Annotated in this window: 19 protein-coding genes; 15 read left to right on the forward strand and 4 right to left on the reverse strand. The window is 73.5% G+C overall.

Features of this window, described 5'->3' with window-relative positions:
* Positions 1-66 precede the first annotated feature (66 nt).
* Positions 67-2,313 carry a potassium-transporting ATPase subunit KdpB gene (gene kdpB, locus AB0R04_RS29680; protein ID WP_363376631.1) on the reverse strand — a complete coding sequence of 749 codons (2,247 nt, stop codon included), beginning with the start codon at positions 2,311-2,313 and terminating at the stop codon, positions 67-69.
* Between the two features lie 379 nt (positions 2,314-2,692).
* On the opposite strand from kdpB, the gene AB0R04_RS29685 reads away from it, so the two are divergent.
* Both AB0R04_RS29685 and lysA read left to right on the forward strand, forming a co-directional pair.
* Positions 2,693-2,896 (forward strand): hypothetical protein, encoded by a 204-nt coding sequence (locus AB0R04_RS29685; protein WP_363376633.1) that lies wholly within the window; start codon positions 2,693-2,695, stop codon positions 2,894-2,896.
* Between the two features lie 50 nt (positions 2,897-2,946).
* A complete protein-coding gene (gene lysA / locus AB0R04_RS29690) occupies positions 2,947-4,338 on the forward strand; it encodes a diaminopimelate decarboxylase (protein WP_363376635.1) in 1,392 nt (463 codons plus the stop codon).
* A 56-nt stretch (positions 4,339-4,394) separates the two neighbouring features.
* Here the strand turns inward: lysA and AB0R04_RS29695 are convergent, their stop codons facing one another.
* Positions 4,395-5,162 (reverse strand): maleylpyruvate isomerase family mycothiol-dependent enzyme, encoded by a 768-nt coding sequence (locus AB0R04_RS29695; RefSeq protein WP_363376636.1) that lies wholly within the window; start codon positions 5,160-5,162, stop codon positions 4,395-4,397.
* Between the two features lie 63 nt (positions 5,163-5,225).
* Here AB0R04_RS29695 and AB0R04_RS29700 point away from each other — a divergent pair, with 63 nt between their 5' ends.
* The 9 genes from AB0R04_RS29700 to AB0R04_RS29740 all read left to right on the forward strand — a co-directional run bounded on the left by AB0R04_RS29700 (position 5,226) and on the right by AB0R04_RS29740 (position 15,392).
* Positions 5,226-6,164, forward strand: a complete 939-nt coding sequence (locus AB0R04_RS29700; protein ID WP_363376638.1) for a MerR family transcriptional regulator — start codon at positions 5,226-5,228, stop codon at positions 6,162-6,164.
* Positions 6,165-6,273: 109 nt separating this feature from the next.
* Entirely contained in the window at positions 6,274-6,870 is a 597-nt protein-coding gene (locus AB0R04_RS29705) for an isochorismatase family protein (protein ID WP_363376640.1), read from the forward strand.
* Positions 6,871-7,176: 306 nt separating this feature from the next.
* Positions 7,177-7,911: a hypothetical protein gene (locus AB0R04_RS29710; RefSeq protein WP_363376642.1), complete on the forward strand. Its 735-nt coding sequence runs from the start codon at positions 7,177-7,179 to the stop codon at positions 7,909-7,911.
* A 20-nt stretch (positions 7,912-7,931) separates the two neighbouring features.
* Positions 7,932-9,158 carry a radical SAM protein gene (locus tag AB0R04_RS29715; protein ID WP_363376644.1) on the forward strand — a complete coding sequence of 409 codons (1,227 nt, stop codon included), beginning with the start codon at positions 7,932-7,934 and terminating at the stop codon, positions 9,156-9,158.
* Between the two features lie 201 nt (positions 9,159-9,359).
* Positions 9,360-10,703 (forward strand): extracellular solute-binding protein, encoded by a 1,344-nt coding sequence (locus AB0R04_RS29720; RefSeq protein WP_363376645.1) that lies wholly within the window; start codon positions 9,360-9,362, stop codon positions 10,701-10,703.
* Positions 10,700-11,620 carry a sugar ABC transporter permease gene (locus AB0R04_RS29725; protein WP_363376647.1) on the forward strand — a complete coding sequence of 307 codons (921 nt, stop codon included), beginning with the start codon at positions 10,700-10,702 and terminating at the stop codon, positions 11,618-11,620. The genes AB0R04_RS29720 and AB0R04_RS29725 overlap by 4 nt, the downstream gene beginning before the upstream one ends.
* The gene (locus AB0R04_RS29730; protein WP_363376648.1) at positions 11,617-12,522 is read left to right on the forward strand and encodes a carbohydrate ABC transporter permease; all 906 of its coding nucleotides are present in this window, start codon (positions 11,617-11,619) and stop codon (positions 12,520-12,522) included. The genes AB0R04_RS29725 and AB0R04_RS29730 overlap by 4 nt, the downstream gene beginning before the upstream one ends.
* Positions 12,523-12,524: 2 nt before the next feature.
* Positions 12,525-14,246 (forward strand): glycoside hydrolase family 36 protein, encoded by a 1,722-nt coding sequence (locus tag AB0R04_RS29735; RefSeq protein WP_363376650.1) that lies wholly within the window; start codon positions 12,525-12,527, stop codon positions 14,244-14,246.
* Between the two features lie 57 nt (positions 14,247-14,303).
* Positions 14,304-15,392, forward strand: a complete 1,089-nt coding sequence (locus AB0R04_RS29740; RefSeq protein WP_363376651.1) for a LacI family DNA-binding transcriptional regulator — start codon at positions 14,304-14,306, stop codon at positions 15,390-15,392.
* Between the two features lie 7 nt (positions 15,393-15,399).
* Here the strand turns inward: AB0R04_RS29740 and AB0R04_RS29745 are convergent, their stop codons facing one another.
* Positions 15,400-16,224 (reverse strand): DeoR/GlpR family DNA-binding transcription regulator, encoded by an 825-nt coding sequence (locus AB0R04_RS29745; protein ID WP_063346550.1) that lies wholly within the window; start codon positions 16,222-16,224, stop codon positions 15,400-15,402.
* A gap of 188 nt (positions 16,225-16,412) precedes the next feature.
* On the opposite strand from AB0R04_RS29745, the gene galT reads away from it, so the two are divergent.
* The gene (gene galT, locus AB0R04_RS29750; protein ID WP_363376653.1) at positions 16,413-17,513 is read left to right on the forward strand and encodes a galactose-1-phosphate uridylyltransferase; all 1,101 of its coding nucleotides are present in this window, start codon (positions 16,413-16,415) and stop codon (positions 17,511-17,513) included.
* Positions 17,510-18,688 carry a galactokinase gene (gene galK / locus AB0R04_RS29755; RefSeq protein WP_363376654.1) on the forward strand — a complete coding sequence of 393 codons (1,179 nt, stop codon included), beginning with the start codon at positions 17,510-17,512 and terminating at the stop codon, positions 18,686-18,688. The genes galT and galK overlap by 4 nt, the downstream gene beginning before the upstream one ends.
* A 57-nt stretch (positions 18,689-18,745) precedes the next feature.
* On the opposite strand, the gene AB0R04_RS29760 is transcribed toward galK, so the two are convergent.
* Entirely contained in the window at positions 18,746-19,459 is a 714-nt protein-coding gene (locus AB0R04_RS29760; protein WP_363376656.1) for an NAD(P)-binding domain-containing protein, read from the reverse strand.
* A 99-nt stretch (positions 19,460-19,558) separates the two neighbouring features.
* Between AB0R04_RS29760 and AB0R04_RS29765 the strand changes: the two genes are divergently transcribed.
* Together AB0R04_RS29765 and AB0R04_RS29770 are read left to right on the forward strand one after the other, a co-directional pair.
* Positions 19,559-19,720, forward strand: a complete 162-nt coding sequence (locus AB0R04_RS29765) for a hypothetical protein (RefSeq protein WP_363376657.1) — start codon at positions 19,559-19,561, stop codon at positions 19,718-19,720.
* A gap of 106 nt (positions 19,721-19,826) precedes the next feature.
* Positions 19,827-20,666 carry a helix-turn-helix transcriptional regulator gene (locus AB0R04_RS29770; protein WP_363376659.1) on the forward strand — a complete coding sequence of 280 codons (840 nt, stop codon included), beginning with the start codon at positions 19,827-19,829 and terminating at the stop codon, positions 20,664-20,666.
* Positions 20,667-21,029: the final 363 nt, after the last annotated feature.

Raw genomic sequence — 21,029 nt, forward strand, 5'->3', positions numbered from 1 at the left:
ATGGCTCCATGACGCCGGTCGCACACTTCTTGACGGCCTTCTGACAGCTCCGGCAGGCCGTGCGCCTCATCCGAGGCCCGGCACGAACTGGATCAGCAGGTCGATCGCCTTGATGCCGAGGAACGGCAGGATCAGCCCGCCCAGCCCGTACACCCGCAGGTTGCGGCGGAGCAGGTCGGTGGCGGAGGCGGGCTGGTAGCGGACGCCGCGCAGGGCGAGCGGGATCAGCGCGACGATGATCAGCGCGTTGAAGATGATCGCGGAGGCGATCGCCGAGGTCGGGCTGTGCAGTTCCATGATGTTGAGGTGGTGCAGCCCGGGGTAGGCGTTCGCGAACATCGCGGGGATGATCGCGAAGAACTTGGCCACGTCGTTGGTGATCGAGAAGGTGGTCAACGCGCCCCGGGTGATGAGGAGTTGCTTGCCGACCCGGATGATGTCGATCAGCTTCGCCGGGTTGGAGTCGAGGTCGACCATGTTGCCGGCCTCCTTGGCGGCCGGGGTGCCGGAGTTCATCGCGACCCCGACGTCGGCCTGGGCGAGCGCGGGGGCGTCGTTGGTGCCGTCGCCGGTCATCGCGACCATGTTCCCGGCGGCCTGCTCGCGGCGCAGGTGGGCGAGCTTGTCCTCGGGGGTGGCCTCGGCGAGGAAGTCGTCCACCCCGGCCTCGGCGGCGATGGCGCGGGCGGTGAGCGGGTTGTCGCCGGTGACCATGACGGTGCGGATGCCCATCCTGCGCAGCTCGGCGAAGCGCTCGGCGATGCCCTCCTTCACCACGTCCTTGAGTTCGACCACGCCCAGCGCGCGGGCGCCGTGCCGGTCGTGGACGGCGACCAGCAGCGGGGTGCCGCCGGCCTCGGCGATCCGGTCCACCAGCGGCTTGGCCTCCATCGGCATCCGCCCGCCGGACTCCACCACCCAGCGGGCGACGGCGCCGGCGGCGCCCTTGCGGATCAGGCAGTTCGTCCCGTCGGGCCAGGTCAGGTCGACGCCGCTCATCCGGCTGTGCGCGGTGAACGGGACGGGCTGCTGCTCGCCGAGTTCGCCGGGGGCGCGGGGTGGCACCCAGTACTGACGGTTCGTCAGTTCGACGAGTGAGCGGCCTTCCGGGGTCTCGTCCGCGACGGAGGCCAACTGGGCTGCCTCGGCGAGCTGTTCGGTGCTCGCGCCGGGCAGCGGGTGCAGTGCGACGGCCCGGCGGTTGCCGTGGGTGATGGTGCCGGTCTTGTCGAGCAGCAGCACGTCGACGTCCCCGGCGGCCTCGACGGCCCGGCCGGACAGGGCGACGACGTTGCGCTGGACCAGCCGGTCCATCCCGGCGATGCCGATCGCGGACAGCAGCGCGCCGATGGTGGTCGGGATGAGCGCGACCATCAGGGCGACCAGCACCACGGTGGTCTGCGGCGCGTGCGCGTAGATCGCCATCGGCTGGAGCGAGACCACCGAGAGCAGGAAGACGATGGTGAGCGAGGCGAGCAGGATGTTGAGCGCGATCTCGTTCGGGGTCTTCTGCCGGTTGGCGCCCTCCACCAGGGCGATCATGCGGTCGACGAAGCTCTGCCCGGGCCGGGAGGTGACCCGGACGACCAGGTGGTCGGAGAGCACCCTGGTGCCGCCGGTGACGCCGGTGCGGTCGCCGCCGGACTCGCGGATCACCGGCGCGGACTCCCCGGTGATCGCCGACTCGTCGACGGAGGCCACCCCCTCGACCACCTCGCCGTCCTGCGGCACGACCTCGCCGGCCGGCACCAGCACCACGTCGTGCAGCATCAACTGCTCGGCGGGGATCACCTCGTGGCGGTGGTCGCGGGTCCCGACCCGCCAGTGCAGCAGCCGCCGGGCGGTGGTCCCGGCCTGGGTGCGGCGCAGCGACTCGGTCTGGGCCTTGCCCCGGCTCTCGGCGACGGCCTCGGCGAGGTTGGCGAACAGCACGGTCAGCCAGAGCCAGAAGCCGATCACCCAGGCGAACACGCTCGGGTGGATCACCGCGCTGAGCGTGGTGAGCGCGGAGCCGGTCTCCACCACGAGCATCACCGGGTTGCGCATCATGGTGCGCGGGTGGAGCTTGCGGACGGCGGCGGGCAGGGCCTCGGTGAGCTGGCGGCGGGTGATGAGCCGGCGGCGGCCGCCGTCCGGGCCGGTCGGCCGGTGGCTCGGGTGGTGCTGCGGTTGGTGCGGTCGGTCGTGCGGTCGGTCGTCCGTCCGGTCGTCCGGTCGGTCGTGCGGGGGTTGCTCGCGGACGCCCTCCGGGCGGCGGAACCAGTCGGTTCGGGGCGTGGTGGTGTCCGGGGGAGTGAGGGCCGAACGGCGCATCGTCTCGGAAGACCTTCCGGGCCGCCCGGGGCTGCGGGGCAACGGGGCGGCGGGCTCGGTGGCGGCGGGGACGGCGGCCAGCCCACCACCGGATCCGCGCCCGCCACGCGCCTCTTGACGCGGGCTTGGCGTGCGGGCGGCCGTCCTTGACGGCTCCCTGACATCCGGACCGGGTGGGCGTTCGGGGGCTCGTACGGACGTTCGGGGGCGCGTGCGGCCGTACGGGTGACGGCCGTGGCGGCGGATGTCAGGAAGGCGTCAAGGACGCCCGGCGGAGCGTAGGCCACGCGTCAAGGCCCGGTGCGATCGGCGTCCGGTGGGCATCCACTGGAACCGAGGGCCGCACCACGGCGGCCCGCCCGAGCCCGAGGAGCCTCCCGTGAGCAGCACGATCGCCACCGCCGTCGACCAGTCGCCGCGCCGCCTGGTCCGCCTGGTGCCCGCAGGTGTCCGGCAGGACCGACAGGAACGGCATGAGCTTCAGGACAGCCCCGAGCCGCCCGAACCCGCGCCCGCGACCACGGTCGGCCACGACCGCGGCCGCCCGGCGCACTGCCGGATCGCGATGCAGTTCGAGGACTGACCCCGCCCACCGCGTGCCGCAACCCCGCCCCGCCCCGTAGGAGTACCGCCATGACGCAGCTGACCGCCCCGTCCGTCCCCTCCACCGTCCCCGCCCCCTCCACCGGCACCTCCACCGCCCGCCCCGACGCCCCGGCCGTCGACGCGCTCGGCGGCCCCTGGCCGGCCTCGGCGCGGCCCGGCCCCGGCGGCGACGTGCTGGTCGGCGGGGTGGGGCTGGCGGAGGCGGCCGAGCGCTTCGGCACCCCGCTGTACGTCCTGGACGAGGCCGAGGTGCGCAACCGCGCCCGGGCCTACCGGCGGGCGCTGCCGCACGCCGAGGTGCTGTACGCGGCCAAGGCGTTCCTGTGCAGCGCGATGGCCGACTGGGTGGCCGAGGAGGGCCTGGGCCTGGACGTCTGCTCCTCCGGCGAACTGTGGCTGGCCGCCTCGGCCGGCTTCCCGGCGCAGCGGATCCTGCTGCACGGCAACGCCAAGTCCCCGGAGGAACTGCGGCTGGCCCGGCGGCTGCGGGTCGGGCGGATCGTGATCGACGGACCGGCGGAGATCGCCCGGCTCGCCGCCCTGGTGGCCGCCGACACCCCGCAGCGGGTACTCGTCCGGGTCGTCCCGGGGATCGCCGCCGGGCACCACACGGCGGTTCAGACGGGGGTGGGCGGGCAGAAGTTCGGCTTCCCGATCGAGGGCGGCGACGCGGCCGACGCGATCGCCCGGGTGCTCGACCAGCCCGGGCTCGAACTGGCCGGCCTGCACTGCCACCTGGGCTCGCAGATCACCGAGGTCGAGCCCTACCTCCAGGCGGTGGACGCGCTGGTGCGGCTGCTCGCGGAGATCCGGGAGCAGCACGGCGTGGAACTGCCCGAACTGGACCTCGGCGGCGGCCACGGCATCCGCTACCTGCCGGGGGACGCCGAGTTCGACGTCGCCGACTTCGCCGTCCGGGTGACCGACCGGCTGGCGGTGCGCTGCGCCGAGGCGGGCCTGGAGGTGCCGCGGCTGATCGTCGAGCCCGGCCGCGCGCTGGTCGGCCCGGCCGCCGTCGCCGTGTACCGGGTGCTGTCGGTGAAGCACACCGCGGACGGCCACTGCTTCGCCGCCGTGGACGGCGGGATGAGCGACAACCCGCGCCCGGCGCTGTACGGATCGCCGTACAGCGTCCGCCTGGTGGGCCGCCGCTCGGAGGCGGGCGCGGCCCGGGTGGACGTGGTCGGCCGGCACTGCGAGGCCGGCGACGTGCTGGTGCGCGACGCCGTACTCCCCGCCGACCTGCGCGCGGGGGACCTGCTGGCCGTCCCGGCGGCCGGGGCGTACCAGCTGTCGATGGCCTCCGGCTACAACCTGGTCGGCCGCCCGGCGGTGGCCGCCGTCAAGGACGGCCGGGCCCGCCTGCTGATCCGCCGGGAGACGGTCGAGGACTTCCGCCTCCGCGAGGTCGGCCGGTAGCCGAACGCCGTCGCGCGAGAAGTCGGGCCGGCCGACTTCTCGCGCAACTCTGGCGGTTAGAACGCCGTGTGGGCCAGCCAGTGGTCCAGCAACGCGCGGTCGCCCGTCACCGTCACCCGGTCGTCCTGCGGCGGGCGGCGGCGGGAGACCACCAGCATGAGGTCCGCCGCCGCGCCCGACACCACCACGTCGGCCTCGACCGGCCCGCGCTCCCACCGCAGCGCCTCGGGCGCCCTGGTGACCACCCAGCCCTCCCCGGGCCTCGGCCGGAACCCGACCCGCTCGCCCCGGCCGCGCAGCCCGGCGACGGTTGGCCTGACCGACTCGAAGGCCGGCGTGCACAGCAGATCCAGGGTCTCGCTGATCACGTCGGCCGCGAGGTCGTCGGCGATCTCGAACGCGGTGCCCGTCGCCGACGCCGCGTCGTAGTGATGGACGCAGGTGTCGCTCAGCTGCCTGCGGAGCCAGAAAGCCGCCGGCCGTGGCCCGAAGAACGTGGGCAACTCGGTGTCCGCGCCGGTCTCCTGGACCGCGCGGACCAAGTCCTCCGTGCCCTCGCGCAGCCACCGGGCCCACCCGTCCGGGGCACCGGGATCGGCCTGCCACGGGTCGGGGACGGGCAACTGCTCGCGCGTACGGACGAGTTCGGCCGCCCACCGGTGCTCCTGGCCGAGGTGCCCGACGAGGGTGCGCAGCGGCCACTGCGGGCAGGTGGGCACCCGGGTGTCCGGGTCCCTTCCGGCGACCGCACGGGTGAACTGACGGGTCTGCTCCCGCAGTCCCTCCACGAGCCGTGCGGTGTCCAGCGTCGACGTCATCGCCATCGCCATGCTCCTCTCTCGGGGTTACCTGGGTACGGTAGGAACTCCAGTCCGGTGGAGGTTCAAGTGCCTTTGCTCGATGAGACGTTGGGGATCGGCGAGCTGGCCCGGCTGACCGGCGTGCCGGTGCGCACCATCCGCTTCTACTGCGACGAGGGCATCGTCGACTCGGTGCGCAGCACGGGCGGGCACCGCAGGTTCGACCGGGCGGCCGTGGAGCGGCTCGGCCTGGTCCGACGGCTGCGCAGGCTCGGGCTCGGGCTGCCCGCGATCAGGCAGGTGCTCGCCGGCGAACGCTCCGTGGCCGAGGTCGTCGCGGCCGAGCGGGCCGCGCTCGACGTGCGGCTCGCGGACCTGGCCTGGCGGCGGGCCTCGCTGCGCGCGGTCGAGGAGGCCGGACCGGCCGACCGGGCCGCCAGGCTGGAGCTGCTGGCCGCCATGGAGGGCGGGGGAGCCGCCCGTGACGCGCTGATCGACTTCTGGAGACGTGCGATGGCCGCCCCGGTGTCCGAGGCGATGCTCACCGCGTTCGTGGCGATCGCCGTACCCGAGCCGCCCGCCGACCCGACCCCGCCGCAGGTGGTCGCGTTCGCCGAGCTGTTCGCCCTGGCCGGGGACCGGGAGCTGAGCCGAGGCCTGCTGGCCAGGGCGCGGGCCGGCGCCGCACTGATCGCCGACGAGGACGAGCTGGTGAGCGGGATCGGCGAGGCGTGCGCGTTGGCCCAGCCCCTGGTGCGGGCGGGTGAGCCGCCCCGGGTGGGCCCCGCACTCGACCGGTTCGTCGCGGCCCACGCCTCCGTCCGCGGCGACCGCGACACCCCGGAGTTCCGAGGCCGCCTGCTGGCTTACGTGGCCGTCGACCGGGACCGGCGGATGCGCCGCTACTGGCGGCTCGTGGCCGAGGCGAGTGGGGATCCGGTCACGGTCGGCCTGTCCTACCTGTGGCTGACCGACTCCCTCGAACGCTCCGCTGCGGGCCTTGGCGGTGCTGCTGGGGCGTGCTGATCGCCGCGCCAGGCCCGTCCGGGTGAACGCCAGCCCGGCTGCTTCGTCCACGCACCTCGAAGGCGTCAAGCTGGCCGCGAAATCCGTACCCCCGAGGAAAGGCCGGTCGATGGCTCGCGCGCTGATCGTGGTGGATGTGCAGAAGGACTTCTGTGAGGGAGGGAGCGTCCCGGTCGGCGGGGGCGCCGACCGGGCCCGGGCGATCGCCGAGCTGGTCCAGGGCCCGGAGCGGGAGGGCTGGGCGCGGGTGGTCGCGACCCGGGACCACCACATCGACCCGGGCCCGCACTTCTCCGCGAAGCCGGACTTCCGGGAGTCCTTCCCGGTGCACTGCGTGGTCGGCAGCGAGGGCGGCGAGTTCCACCCGTCCTTCGCGCCCGCCGTCGACGCGGGCGCGGTGGACGAGGTGTTCTTCAAGGGCGCGCACTCGGCGTCCAAGAGCGGGTTCGAGGGCTTCGCGGCGGACGGCACCCGGCTCGCCGACTGGCTGCGCGGCCAGGGCGTGGACGCGGTGGACGTGGTCGGGATCGCCACCGATCACTGCGTGAAGGCGACGGCGCTGGACGCCGTGAAGGCCGGGTTCGCGACCAGGGTGCTGCTGGACTACACGGCGGGCGTGGCCACCGAGACCACGGTCACCGCCCTCGGCGAACTCCGCCAGGCAGGCGTGGACCTGACGGGCACGCCGGTCGTGCTGGCCGGATGAGGTTTGCGCGAGAAGTCGGCCCGGCCGACTTCTCGCGCAAGTGTGATGTCGGCGCAGTGGGTGCGGTCGCCTTTGTCGGGCTGGATGCTCACCCGATCTACGTGCGGCGGGCGGCGCTTGAGTGACTGGTTGAGACCGCTTGTGTCGGTCCGTCAGCTGTGGTGTGTGAGATATGTGGTGCAAACGCGACCATTTGTGGCGGGTCGCTGTTAGGGTGCCCATCTGAACGCCAACTCTCCATGATGTGACCAGTCTTGGAAGAGATGGCGTCGACTCCACCTCCGTAGCCGACACCCGAGGAAGCGCGTGAGACCCGAAGACGTCCCCCGGCTGTTCCAGGAGCTGGCCCGCGAGTTCGCGGACGTGACCGGCATGTCAGTGGCGGCGACCGGCTCGTTGGCCCGTGGCGATCACCGCACCGGGCCCACCGGTGACATCGTCTCCAACCTCGACCTGATCCACGTCGTGGCCGACGGGGCTGACGTGCCGGAGGTCCGGGCCGTGGTGGGGCGGACGATGCGGCGGATCTCCGACACCTTCCGGATCGAGACGACGTCCGTCATAGCCAGGCTTCCGGCGTTCCGGCTGGCCGGCCACGCCCACTACCGGATCAGCATGCGGCCCGAGTGGTTCTGCGACGGCCTCGGGCTCGGGTCGGAGGCCTTCGACCGTTCCGGCCGCGACGAGGACGACCCGCGCGCGGCGCTGGCCTGGATGATGCAGCCCGTCCCCTACTACCTGGCCAAGGCGACCATCCTGGACCCGGCGACCAACCTCGCCAAGGCCCGCAGGGCGGCGATGCGGCTGGCCGACCGGTTCGACCTGGAGGACATGCGCGAGGGCCTCGACGACCTGCCGGGTTCACTGCGCACCTTGATCGCCAAGCATGACATCACCCCGCTCGACTCCACCGCCCGCTACCTCGCGACCCCCACCCACCCCGCCATCGCGCAGCTCGTCCGCGACGCCGTCTTCGTCGAGGGCATGGGCCTGTCGTCCGCCGACTCGATGGTCGTCATGCTGCCGTCCGCCCCGAACTGACCCGTACCGGAGAACACCGAATGCCTACCCGGCAGCACGTGGAGATCCTGCCCCCGCACCCGTTGCGGGCCGGCTACGACCGGGCCCTGGAACGAGGCTCGATAGCCGACGCGTTCCAACGGCGCCTGGAGCCCGCCAACTTCACCCCCGGCTACCTCGGGGCCCTGACCGAGCGGGTCGAACAGGCCCTGGGCCAGGACCGGGGGGACGAGACCATGCGGTGGCGCCTGGCCTTCCTCCTGCTCCAGAACAACGCCACCGCGGCCGCCGTCGAACGCGCCGAGGAACTGCTCGCCGGCGCCACCCTCCCGCAGGCCGTCCGCCTGGCCCGGCTGGTGGCCGGGATCCGCGGCCGGGCCGACCAGTCGCGTACCGGCCGCCGCGTCCGGCGGGTCAACTGGTCGATCAACAACCGCTGTCCGATGTCCTGCCAGGGCTGCTACAACCCGTTCGCGGCGGAGCAGATCGACCTCGACCAGGCCAGGCGGATCGTCGGGAAGCTGGCCGCGCACGGGACCACCGACCTGGTCCTGGCCGGCGGCGACCCGCTGCTGTGGCCGCCGGTGTTCGACGTGGTCGACCACGCCATCGCCAGTGGCCTCAAGGTCGGCCTCGACACCACCGGCTACACGCTCACCGCCGAGAAGCTCTCCCGGCTCCACGGCCTGTCCTCGCTGCGGCTGCCGCTGGACGCCGTCACGCCGGAGGTGCAACGCGCGTTCCGTCGGAGCCCGGACGACAGGCTCCTCGACGCGCTGCTGGAGTCCCTCGCCCTGTGCGACGCCGAGGGCTTCGACCGGGTGCGGGTGCACACCGTGGCGAGTGCCGAGAACCTCCACCAACTGCCGGAGCTCGCCGCGGAGGTGCTGTCCCACCCGTCGGTCGCCCAGTGGGTGATCTTCCAGTGGTGGGGCCGGCGGGCCTCGCCGGCCACGGTGCGCAGGCTCGGCGTGGCGGTGGAGGAGGTCCGCGCGGTCGTCGACGGGATCCGGCGCGACCACCCGGGCCGGGAGATCCACCTCGCGGAGAGCAGCGAGCGGGAGCTGCTGAACTGGATGATCCAGTCGAGCGGGCAGGTGGTCACCTTCGGGTCGGGTGCGGAGGAGGAGTTCATCCTGGGCAACCTCCTGACCGACGAGGTCGAGGAGATCCTGACCCATCCGATCCTGGACTTCGAGGCCATGGCGCGGGGGATTCCGGTCACTCCGGGGACCGTGTTCGGCGCTCCGGACGCGACCCTGGGATAACAGAACGGTTTCGGAGCCCACCCTCTCCGCGCCCAGGTCTTGACGGCGCGGGGAGGGTGGGCGTTTGCTGTGACCCGCTCGTTCGAACCTGTTTGGTTCTGGTCTGTTTTGTGTATTTGAACGTTCAAAACCCCCTCCTTCTTGCCTCGCCACACCCTTCCTGCCTCAATCCTTCCTCGCCACCCCTCAGAGAGGAATGCAATGTCACACCTTTCCCGTCGTGATCTGCTCCGAGCCTCAGGAGCGGGCCTGCTGGCCCTGACCGCCGGCGGCACGCTCGCAGCCTGCGGCGACTCCGGCTCCGGGGGCGCCTCGGGCGGGGACGCCGACAGCGGCAACATCACCGTCTGGTCCTGGGCCACGGCCGCCGAAGCCCTGCGCGGGATCGTCCCGGCCTTCGAGAAGGACAACCCGGGGATCAAGGTCGACGTCCAGGACATCGGCGAACCGGCCATCTGGGACAAGATCACCGTTGGCCTGGCGGCCGGCGGCCAGGGCCTCGGCGACGTGCTGCACATCGGCTGCGACTACCTGCCCGGGTACCTGGAGAAGTTCCCCGGCGGCCTGGCCGACCTCTCCGCGCTCGGCGCCGACGCGCACAAGGACAAGTTCGCCAAGGGCCTGTGGCCTGTCGTCAGCGGTAAGGACGGCCACGCCTACGCGCTGCCCTGGGAGGTCAACCCGCTCGGCTTCTTCTACCGCAAGGACTACTTCGACAAGGCGGGCATCGACCCCGAGTCCCTCGCCACCTGGGACGACCTGCTCGCCGTGGCCGACCGTTTCAAGGCCGCCAACCCCGGCGTCGCCCTGATCGGCATCAACAGGGCCGCCAACCCCACCCCCGACCTGGACTTCGTCCAGGGCCTGATGCAGTTGCAGGGCGCCTTCTACTTCGACCTCCAGGGCAAGATCACCGTCGGCTCGGAGCCGGCCGTGCGCGCCCTGACCATCGTCAAGCGGCTGGACGAGGCCGGGCTGATCGGCGACACCCCCGGCATCCAGAGCTGGCCGCCCGTGATGAAGGCCGGCAAGCTCGGGGTGGCCGCGATGCCCGCCTGGGTCGCGCACTACCTGGAGAAGAAGATCCCCGACCAGAGCGGCAACTGGCGTCTCGCCAAGCCCCCGGCGGTCACCCCCGGCGGCAAGCGCACCGCCCTGGTCAACTCCACCCACCTGGCCGTCGCCGCCTCCAGCCCACGCCGCCGCGCCGCCTGGAAGTTCGTCGAGTACACGGTCACCCGCCCGGCCTCGGTGAACGCCATGTTCAACGCGGGCGGCGTCTTCCCGGCCCTCACCGAGGCCTACACCGACCCGCTGTACGCCGCGCCGAGCGCCTACTACGGCGGGCAGCCGGTGCTCAGGACCTTCGCCGACCTCGCCATCGAGGGCGGCTACCCCACCAACTACTCCGGTGACTACGCCCGCGCCCTCAAGCTCGTCAGCGACGCCCAGGTCAAGGTCCTCCTCAAGGGCGCCGACCCGGCCGCCGTCCTCCAGGACGCCGCCAAGCAGCTCGCCCAGCAGACCGGGCGCGGTATCGCATGAGTGCCGCCAGCCCGCCCGCCGCCCTCGCCGGGAGATCCGCAGCGCCGCGCCGGTCCCGCCGGCGGCGCACCGCCGTACCGTACCTGCTGCTCGCCCCCGCCCTGCTGACCTTCGGCGTGTTCAAGGCCTACCCGGTCATCGAGTCGCTGCTGCTGTCCTTCACCACCGGCTCCGGCGCCGCCACCCGCAACGCCGGCCTCGCCAACTACCGGCGCCTGCTGGACGACCCGCTGTTCTGGACGGCCCTGTCCAACACCGGCGAGATCCTCGTCATGCAGGTCCCGCTGATGCTCGGACTGGCCCTGCTGATGGCCGTCGGCATCAACTCCGCGCTGGTGCGCTGGCGCACGGTGTGGCGGCTCGGCGTCTTCATGCCCTCCGTCACCGGCCTGGTCGCCACCGGCGTGATCTTCGCCTACCTGCTCAAGACCGACGACGGCGCGGTCAACTGGGTGCTGAACGCCGTCGGCCTGCCCTCCGTCGACTGGCTGGGCCAGCCCATCTGGGCCCGGACGGCCGTCGTCGTGGTGCTCACCTGGCACTACACCGGCTACAACGCCGTCATCTACCTCGCCGGACTCCAGTCCATTCCACGGGAGTTGTACGAGGCCGCGATGGTCGACGGCGCCGGACCGATCCGCCGCTTCACCTCCGTCACCGTCCCCGCGCTGCGCCCGGTGCTGCTGTTCACGATCGTCCTCTCGACCATCGGCACGCTCCAGCTCTTCGACGAGCCGTTCGTGCTGACCGGTGGCGGGCCGGACAACGCCACCCTGACCGTCTCCATGTACCTGTACCAGAACGGCTTCCGGTACTACGACTTCGGCTACGCCTCTGCCATCGCCTACGCGCTCACCCTGCTCGTGACGGTGCTCGGCGCCGTCCAGATGCGCCTGATGGGAGACCGCGACAAGTGACCTCCAAGAGTGAGACCTCCAAGCGCGAGACTCCGAAGCGCGACACCTCCAAGAGTCGGGCCTCCGAGCGCGTGAACCCCCTCAAGAGGCTGCGCGGTTGGCCGCTGACCTTCCTCCTCGCCGGCATCACCGGGCTGTCGATCGCCCCCTTCTACTGGCTGGTGGTCGCCTCCACCCGCAAGGACACCGAGGTCTTCGACTGGCCGCCCAAGCTGCTGCCCGGCGGGAGCCTCGGCGAGAACCTGAGCCACCTGGAGCAGAAGATCGGCCTGCTCAGGGCGGTCGGGAACTCCCTGCTGGTGGCGGGGGTCCAGACGCTGGGCGCCCTCGTCGTGGCGCTGCTCGCGGGCTACGCCTTCGCCAAGTTCCGCTTCCGCGGCCGGACCCTGCTGTTCGCCCTGCTGTTCTCCACCCTTGTGGTGCCCGAACAGGTCACGCTGGTACCGCTGTTCAAGATGATGACGAACTTCGGCCTGTTGGACACCTACCAGGCGCTGATCCTGCCCGGCCTGTGCGTGCCCTTCGCGATCTTCCTGATGCGGCAGTCGCTGAGCAGCCTGCCGGACGAACTCCTGGACGCCGCCCGGGTCGACGGCGCGGGCGAGTTCCGGGTGCTGTTCAGCGTGGTGGTGCCGGTCATGAGGCCCGTGCTGGCCGCCCTCTCGATCTTCCTCTTCCTCGGCTCCTGGAACCAGTTCGTCTGGCCGCTGATCGCTCTGCGCAGCCCCGCGATGCACACCCTGCCCGTCGCCCTCGCGACCCTGCACGGCAACAAGAGCAACACCGACTACGGCGCGATCCTCTCCGGCACCGCGCTGTCCACCCTGCCGATGATGGTCCTCTTCCTGGTCCTCCAGCGGCAGTTCATCTCCGGCCTGCTGGCCGGCGCCACGAAGGGCTGAACATGACCGAGATCTGGGAACCGCATGCGCCCGCCGTCGCCGGCGGCCTGCGTTCGCTCTACGCCGACGGCCTGGACCTGCGGGTCAGCGGGAACGCGAGCGCCCGCGGGGTGGGCGACGGAATCGTCGAGGTGACCGCCGAGGGGGCGGGCGACGTCCGGATCGAGTGGCGGGTGCCGTGCGTGGACGCCACCGCGTTCTGGACGCCCGAGCCGCGCGGCACCGGCCGGCTGCCCGCCGCGTGGAGCGCCCCGCGCCGCACCGGACTGGCCGACGGCGCCCCGATCGCCGCCCTGATCGGCACCGGCGACCTCGCGATCTGCGCCTTCGCCGCCGAGCGCGCCGACGTCCTGACCGGCGCCGGAGTGCTGGAGGAGACCGGCGAGTTCCGCTTCTGGGCCCAGGCCGCCGGCCGGCTGACCGTCCGCATCGACACCTCCCGCCGGCACTTCGCCCGCTGCCTGGCCGACCTCGCCGCCTGGTGGTGGGCCGGCCGCGCGGCCGACATCCCCGCCATCCCCGAGGCCGCCCGCCGCCCCGCCTACTCCACCTGGTACTCGATGCACCAGGACGTCTCGCCGAAGGCCGTCGAGACCCAGGCCGCGCTCGGCAAGGAGCTCGGCATGGACGTCATCATCGTCGACGACGGCTGGATGACCGCCGACCGCACCCGCGGCTACGCGCACTGCGGCGACTGGGAGCCGGTCTCGCTGCCCGACACCGCCGCCCACGTGCAGCGCGTCCACGACCTCGGCGTGCAGTACCTGCTCTGGTACGCGCTGCCGTTCATCGGCAAGGACAGCGCCGCCTTCGAGGCGATCGGCCGTTACGCGCTCGCCGACGCCGCCCACCTGGGCGCGATCGTCGCCGACCCGCGCTACCCCGAGGTCCGTGCGTTCCTGGCCGGCCGGCTCGCCCGCGCCGTCGAGGAGTGGGGCATGGACGGGCTGAAGGTCGACTTCGTCGACTGGTTCGCCCGCGCCGACGCGCCGGAGGCCGGGCCCGAGGCCGACTGCGCCACCGTGGACGAGGGCGTCGAGCGGCTGCTCGCCGCGATCCGCGGCCGGATCACCGCGGTCAAGCCGGGGGCGATGATCGAGCACCGCCAGCCGTACGTCAGCCCCGGCCTGTGGCCGTACGTCACCATGGTCCGCGCCACCGACTGCCCGCTCAGCCCGCAGGAGAACCGGCAGCGCACCATCGACGTGCGGCTCGCCGCCGGGCCCGTCCCGGTCCATGCCGACATGCTGATGTGGCACCCGGCCGAGCCGCCCGAGCAGATCGCCTGCCACCTGATCAACGTGCTGTTCTCGGTGCCGCAGGTCTCCGTGGACCTCGCCGCGCAGAGCGCCGGGCAGCGCGAGGCGATCGCCTTCTGGCTCGGCGTCTTCCGCGAGCACGTCGCCACCCTGCAGCTCGGCGAGCTGCGCCCGGCCCGGCCGGACCTCGGCTACCCGATGGTGACGGCCGTCGGCGGCGGTACCGTCGCGGTGGCCCGCTACGCCGCGCTGCCGGTGGACGTCTCCGGTGCGCACTGGCGCACCCTGCTGGTTGCCAACGCCGACGCCGACCCGGACGTCCGGCTCACCGGCGGCGACGGGACGGCCGAGGCCACCGTGCAGGACGCCCGAGGGCGTATCGTCCGGCAGGGCGAGGTCGAGCTCGACCGGGCGGGCGGCATCACCGTGCCGCGCGGTGGGCTGCTGACCCTGCGCCGCCCGTAGAGCCGAGCAGTAGAACCGAGCACCCGTCAGACCCGAACAGCCGTCCTGGAGCCTCCGATGCCCGAGGGAACACCCCGACCGCGCCGCGGCGCCACCACCATCGAGGAGGTGGCCCGCGCGGCCGGGGTGTCCCGGCAGACCGTCTCCAACGCGCTCAACGCCCCCCAGCGGGTCCGCCCGGACACGCTGGCCCGGGTGACCGCGGCGATCCGCGAACTCGGCTACCAGCCCGACCAGTCGGCGCGCTCGCTGCGCAGCGGCGCCCGGCGCACCCTCGGCTACCTCGCCCCGGTGGACGACCCGTTCGACCCCAACCCGCTGATGGCCGGCTTCCTGGAGGCGCTGGTCGACGCGGCGGGGGCGCAGGGGCAGCGGGTGCTGCTGTTCCGTCCGGGGCACGGTCGGGCTGGGGGCGCGGTTCAGGGCTTGACTCAGGACGCGGCCGAGGGCGGGGCTCAGGACGCGGCCGGCCCGCTGGCGGCCATCGACGAACTGGTGGCCGCCCGGCAGGTCGACGGGCTGGTGCTGGCGGACGTGCTGGGCGACGACCCCCGGATCGGGCACGTCGTCCGGGCCGGCCTCCCGTTCGTCACCTTCGGGCGGACCGGCCCGGGGCAGCCCCAGCACTGGGTCGACATCGCCAACGACACGGCGATGGCCGTGGTGGTGCGACACCTGGCGGCGCTCGGCCACCGCCGGATCGGGTACGTCGGCCGCGCCGAGGACCTGCCGTGGATGGCCGCCCGGCGGGCGGGCTTCCTCGCCGAGGCGGCCCGGCTGGGCCTGTCCGCGGTGACAGCGGCGCGGCCGGACGTCGCGGCCGTGCGGGAACTGCTGCGCGGGCCCGAGCGGCCGACCGCCTTCGCGGCGGGCAGCGACCTGCTGGCGCTGGACGTCTACGAGGCGGTCCGGGCGGAGGGATTGGCGGTCGGGCCGGCGGGGGTGGCGGTCACCGGCTTCCACGACACGCCGCTCTGCCGCCACCTGCACCCGGCGCTGACCTCGGTGCGGCTCCCGCTGCGGACGATCGCCGCCGCCCTGGTGGAGCGGCTGCTCGGCCAGGTGCGCGGGGAGGCGCCGCCGGCGGGCGGGCTGGAGCTGGCCGCCGAGCTGGTGGTGCGGGCGAGTTCCCGGACGGGTCCTTAGGGGCCCGTCAGGCCTGGTGTCCTTGCTCCCCGGTCGGCGCGACGATCAGCTCGCCGACCAACTGGGCTGCCGCCGCCCGGTGTTCGGCCGCCAGTGCGTCGTCGGTGACCAGCACGTCCAGTTGCTCCAGTGCGGCGAAGGAGGCCAGGCCGACCGCGTTCCACTTGGTGTGGTCGGCCACCACGACGACCCGGCGGGCGGACTGCAGGAAGGTCCGGTTGGTCTCCGCCTCGGCCAGGTTCGGGGTGGTCAGCCCGGTCTCGGCCGAGAGGCCGTGGCAGCCCATGACCAGCACGTTGACGTGCAGCGAGCGGATCGCCTGGTCGGCGACCGGCCCGACCAGTGCGTCGGAGGGCGTGCGGACGCCGCCGGTGCGGATCACCGTCGCGGTGGCGGGGGTGCCGTCCTCGTCGGGTTCCTCCAGCAGCTCCGCGATCCGCAGCGAGTTGGTGACCACGGTGAGGCCCTCGACGGCGCGCAGCTGCCGGGCGACCGCGAAGGTGGTCGTCCCGGCGGCCAGTCCGACCGCCGAGCCGGGCGGCACCAGGGCGGCGGCGGCCCGGGCGATGGCCTCCTTGGCGGGCAGCTGCCAGTTGGCCTTGGTCTCGAACCCGGGCTCGCCGCTGGCCGCCGCCTCCGTCCGCACCGCCCCGCCGTGCACCTTGTGCACCAGCCCGCGGCGGGCCAGCGCGTCCAGGTCGCGGCGGATGGTCATGTCGGACACCCCGAGGTCCCGGACCAGTTCGGTCACCCGGACGCCGCCGCGCGCGCGGACCCGCTCCAGGATCAGCACGCGGCGCTGTCCGGCGAGCGGTTGGGCGCTGTCAGCCATCGGGGGTGCTCCTCGGGTCGGTGTGGTCCGCTTGACCGTTCGGCCATTCGTGCAGCCGGCCGTTCGACTGGCCGGCCGGCGGACCACGGTCACCGCCATCATGGCAGGCGCGGACCCCTTCCGGACAGCCGGGCCTGATGGATAATGTTGGATATTGTTGTTTCATGTCGGATAGAGGGAAGAAGGCCATGGCCGGGACCCTGACCCAGCCCACCGCCAAGACCGTGACCACACTCGCGGACGGGCGACAGCTGATCTACTACGACAGCGGCGAGGCCGTCCCCCGGGACGCCGTCGACCGGCGCCCGCTCGACCCGCCCGCCCACGGCTCCGAGGTCCGGCTCGACCCGGCCACCGGAGCGTGGGTCACCGTCGCCGCGCACCGCCAGGCCCGCACCTACCAGCCCCCCGCCGAAGAGTGCCCGCTCTGCCCCTCCCGGGGCGGCCGGCACAGCGAGATCCCCGCCGACGACTACCAGGTGGCCGTCTTCGAGAACCGCTTCCCCTCGCTGGCCGGCCCCCCGGCGGCGATGGAGGGCGCCGACGGACTGCGGGTCAGCGGCCCCGGCGCCGGGCGCTGCGAGGTGGTCTGCTTCACCGCCGACCACGACGCCTCCTTCGCCGACCTCGACGAACGGCGGGCCCGCCTCGTCCTCGACGCCTGGACCGACCGCACCGCCGAACTCGCCGCCCTCCCCGGCGTCCGGCAGGTCTACTGCTTCGAGAACCGGGGCGCCGAGATCGGCGTCACCCTCGCCCACCCGCACGGCCAGATCTACGCCTTCCCCTTCACCACCCCGCGCACCGCCCGGATGGCCGCGCGCGCGGCCGAACACCGCGCCGCCACCGGCCGCAGCCTCTTCGACGACCTGCTCGCCGCCGAACGCGCCGACGGCGCCCGGGTGGTGCTCGCCGGCGAGCACTGGACGGCCTTCGTCCCCTTCGCCGCCCGCTGGCCGTACGAGGTGCACCTCTACCCGCACCGCCGGGTCGCCGACCTGACCGGCCTCGACGAGCCGCAGCGCGCCGAATTCCCGTGCCTCTACCTGGAGTTGCTGCGCCGCTTCGACCGCCTCTTCGGCGCCGGCCGCACCCCGTACATCTCCGCCTGGCACCAGGCGCCCGTCGGCCAGGAGGACGAACTCGCGCTCCACCTGGAGCTGTTCACCATCCGGCGCGCCGCCGACAAGCTCAAGTTCCTGGCCGGGGTGGAATCCGGCATGGACGCCTTCGTCAACGACATCACCCCCGAGGACGCGGCCCGCCGGCTGCGGGAGGTAGCCCCGTGAACACGCCCGTGAACGCCCCCGTGGACGCCACCGCGAACACCCCCGCGGACACCTTCGAGGAGCTCCACGGCCACGCCCCCGAGGGGGAGTGGGCCGCCCCCGGCCGGGTCAACCTGATCGGCGAACACACCGACTACAACCTCGGGTTCGTGCTGCCGATCGCCCTCCCGCAGGCCGTCCGCGCCCAGGCCCGGCGCCGCGACGACGGCCGGCTGCGGCTCTGGTCCGCCCAGGGCGACGGGGTGGTCGCCGACCTGGCCGTCGCGGACCTGGCCCCGGGCTCGGTGCCCGGCTGGGCGGCCTTCCCGGCCGCCGTGGTGTGGGCGCTGCGCGAGGCCGGGCATCCCGTCGGCGGCGCCGATTTCCGGCTGGAGAGCGACGTGCCCGGCGGCGCCGGGCTGTCCTCCTCGGCCGCCCTGGAATGCGTCGTCGCGATCGCGTACAACGACCTGTACGGGCTGGGGCTGTCCGCGCCCGAACTCGCCCTGATCGCCCAGCGGGCCGAGAACGACTTCGTCGGCGTCCCCTGCGGGATCATGGACCAGATGGCCTCGATGTGCTGCCGCCCGGGCGCCGCCCTGCACCTCGACAGCCGGGACCTGACGATGCGACAGGTCCCGCTGGACCTCGCCGGCGCCGGCCTCGCCCTGCTGGTCCTCGACACCCGGGTCAAGCACGACCTCGGCGACGGCGCCTACGCCGCTCTGCGGGCCGGCTGCGAGCGGGCGGCCGCGCTGCTCGGACTGCCCGCGCTGCGTGAGCTGACGCCCGCCGGCCTGCCGGCCGCCCTGCCCAGACTCCCGGAGGAGCTGAGGCAGTTGGTGCGCCACGTGGTCACCGAGAACGAGCGTGTCACGGCCGCCGTCGCCCACCTGGACGCCGGTCGGCCCGCGGCGCTCGGCCCGATCCTCACCGCCGGCCACGCCTCGCTGCGCGACGACTACCGGGTCTCCTGTCCCGAGACCGACCTCGCCGTCGAGGCCGCCCTCGCCGCCGGCGCCCACGGCGCGCGGATGACCGGCGGCGGCTTCGGCGGCTCGGTGATCGCCCTCGTCGACGCACCGGCCGCCGACACCGTCGCCGCCGCCGTCACCACCGCGTTCCGCGCGGCCGGCTACGCCGCCCCGCGCACCCTCACCGCCGTCCCGGCCGAGGGGGCCCGCCGCACGGGCTGACCGGGCCCGTCGAGGTCGGCGCAGGTCACGGCTTCCCGGGAGCAAGCCTTCCCGGGGTCACGCCTTGTGGTCCGCCGGGCGCTCCGGAGAAGCCTCCGCGAGCGCCCGGGTGACCGCCTCCACCCCGGCGCGCAGCCCGTACACCGGCGTGCCCGGCTGCTGCCGCCAGGACTCGTCGATCCCGCCCGCGTCCACCGTGTCGAAGCCCAGCTCGTCGATCAGCGCCCGCACCACGCGCTTGGCCGCCTCGTCGTCCGCCGCCACCGGCACGGCGATCCGCTCGGGATCGCCCTCCGGCCGCGGCCGCTCCAGCAGGTCCTGCGCGTAGGTGCCGTTGAACGCCTTCACCACGGGGTGGCCGAGGTTCCGCTCCGTCCACCGGCTCTCGGTCAGGCCGTCGTCCTCGATCTCGTCGATCCGGCCGTCGCGCTGCTGCGGGTAGTAGTTGCCGGTGTCGATCACCGCCGCGCCCGCGGCCGCGCCGTCCAGCAGCCCGGCCGGCAGGTCCGGCACGTTCTTCAGCGGCACCGTCACCACCACGACCTGTGCCCCGCGCGCCGCCTCGGTGGCCGGCACGGCCGTCGCGCCCGTCTCCTCGGCCAGGGCGGCCAGCGACTGCGGACCGCGCGAGTTGGCCACCGAGACGTCGTGCCCGAGCGCCGTCAGCCGTCGGGTCAGGTTGCCGCCGATGTTGCCCGCGCCGATGATGCCGATCTTCATGTCAGACCCCTGTTCGCGAGTGTCACACGCTTGTCGTCCTGCCCCAACCACCCGGTGGCGCCGTCGATTCCCGGTGCAGGGTGGTTCTTCCGGACCCAGGGTCGGGCCGGGCCTGGCCCCGGCTCCAGGGCCGTCGGGAGAGTGGGTGCCATGACCGACAACGCCATGACCCGGGATTCCGTCGACCCCCGGGAATTCGCCGACCGCACCGTCCTGATCACCGGCGGCACCAGCGGTATGGGCCTCGCCACCGCCCGCCGCCTCCTCGCCGCCGGCGACCGGCTGCCCGCCGTCCAGGCCGTCGCGGGTTGACGTCCGGCTTGATCCCCGGCTGGTCCCCGGCCGTGCCCGGTGCCGATCGTGCCTGGTCCTGGCAGGGCCAGGCACGACCGCCCGCCTCCGGGTGAGAATCATCCCTATGAACGCGACCAGTGCCCTGAGCGAGTTCCTCCGCACCCGCCGCGCCCAGCTGCGGCCCGAGGACGTCGACCTGCCCGACTACGGCGGCCGCCGCCGGGTCGCCGGGCTCCGCCGCGAGGAACTCGCCCACCTCGCCGGGGTCAGCGTCGACTACTACACCCGCCTCGAACAGGGCCGCGTCGGCAACCCCTCCGAAGCCGTCCTCGACGCCGTCGCCCGCGCCCTGCAACTCGCCCCCGACGAGTCCGGCCACCTCCACCGCCTCGCCCGCCCCACCCGCCGTACGCCCCGCCGCCGCACCGCCCCGCAGCAGCCCCGCCCCTCCCTGCTGCGGCTGCTCGACCAGCTCGACCACGTCCCGGCCCTGGTGATGGGCCACCGGATGGACGTCCTGGCCTGGAATCGCGCGGCCGTCGCGCTGTTCGGCGACTACGGCGCCCTGCCGGTCGAGGACCGCAACATCGCCCGCTGCACCTTCCTCGACCCCGCCTCGCGCGAGCTCTACGGCGACTGGACGGCCTGCGCCCGCGAGAACGTCGCCTTCCTCCACCTGGAGGCGGGCCGCCGCCCCCACGACCCCCTCCTCGCCGAGCTCGTCGGCCAACTCTGCGTCCACAGCGAGGAGTTCCGCCACCTCTGGGCCGAACACCCGGTCGCCGACAAGACCTCCGGCCGCAAGCTCTTCCACCACCCCATCGCCGGCCCCCTCGACCTCGTCTACGACACCCTCCGCCCCGCCGACGACCCCGACCAGGCTCTCGTCACCTACACCGCCGACCCGCACACCCCGTCGGACGACGCCCTGCGCCTCCTGCTCTCCTGGGCGGCGAGCCGCTGAGCGGCCTGCTCCGACGGCCGCCTGCCTGAAGGGCGCGAGAAATAAGACCGGTCGTAGGCCCTCGCGGGGGTCGAGGGCCTACGACCGGGGTTCAGGGGAGGGGACAGGTCCTGTCCGGCCGATCTTGCCGGGCCCGCGACGCCGGGCATCCCGCCTGGACGCACGCCCGAATCGCCCAAGTACGTCCAGTACGAGGGCGATCCGGGCGCACGCCCAGCCGGGCGCCCAACGCCGCGGGCTGATCCGCCAAGATCGACCGGACAGGACCTAGTCGAGGTCGTCGCCGAAGTCGGGGCGGACGCCCTTGGCGAACTGGATCTCGTCGTTGCTGGTGCCGGCCGCGACCATCGGCCAGACCATGGC

This window comes from Kitasatospora sp. NPDC056731, assembly GCF_040687675.1.
GTDB lineage: Bacteria > Actinomycetota > Actinomycetes > Streptomycetales > Streptomycetaceae > Kitasatospora.

What these genes read in the sequence shown, in the direction of transcription:
- kdpB (WP_363376631.1), bottom strand. Translation starts at nt 2,313, where the DNA reads ATGCGCCGTTCGGCCCTCACTCCCCCGGACACCACCACGCCCCGAACC.
- lysA (WP_363376635.1), top strand. Translation starts at nt 2,947, where the DNA reads ATGACGCAGCTGACCGCCCCGTCCGTCCCCTCCACCGTCCCCGCCCCC.
- AB0R04_RS29695 (WP_363376636.1), bottom strand. Translation starts at nt 5,162, where the DNA reads ATGGCGATGACGTCGACGCTGGACACCGCACGGCTCGTGGAGGGACTG.
- AB0R04_RS29705 (WP_363376640.1), top strand. Translation starts at nt 6,274, where the DNA reads ATGGCTCGCGCGCTGATCGTGGTGGATGTGCAGAAGGACTTCTGTGAG.
- AB0R04_RS29715 (WP_363376644.1), top strand. Translation starts at nt 7,932, where the DNA reads ATGCCTACCCGGCAGCACGTGGAGATCCTGCCCCCGCACCCGTTGCGG.
- AB0R04_RS29720 (WP_363376645.1), top strand. Translation starts at nt 9,360, where the DNA reads ATGTCACACCTTTCCCGTCGTGATCTGCTCCGAGCCTCAGGAGCGGGC.
- AB0R04_RS29725 (WP_363376647.1), top strand. Translation starts at nt 10,700, where the DNA reads ATGAGTGCCGCCAGCCCGCCCGCCGCCCTCGCCGGGAGATCCGCAGCG.
- AB0R04_RS29735 (WP_363376650.1), top strand. Translation starts at nt 12,525, where the DNA reads ATGACCGAGATCTGGGAACCGCATGCGCCCGCCGTCGCCGGCGGCCTG.
- AB0R04_RS29740 (WP_363376651.1), top strand. Translation starts at nt 14,304, where the DNA reads ATGCCCGAGGGAACACCCCGACCGCGCCGCGGCGCCACCACCATCGAG.
- AB0R04_RS29745 (WP_063346550.1), bottom strand. Translation starts at nt 16,224, where the DNA reads ATGGCTGACAGCGCCCAACCGCTCGCCGGACAGCGCCGCGTGCTGATC.
- galT (WP_363376653.1), top strand. Translation starts at nt 16,413, where the DNA reads ATGGCCGGGACCCTGACCCAGCCCACCGCCAAGACCGTGACCACACTC.
- AB0R04_RS29765 (WP_363376657.1), top strand. Translation starts at nt 19,559, where the DNA reads ATGACCGACAACGCCATGACCCGGGATTCCGTCGACCCCCGGGAATTC.
- AB0R04_RS29770 (WP_363376659.1), top strand. Translation starts at nt 19,827, where the DNA reads ATGAACGCGACCAGTGCCCTGAGCGAGTTCCTCCGCACCCGCCGCGCC.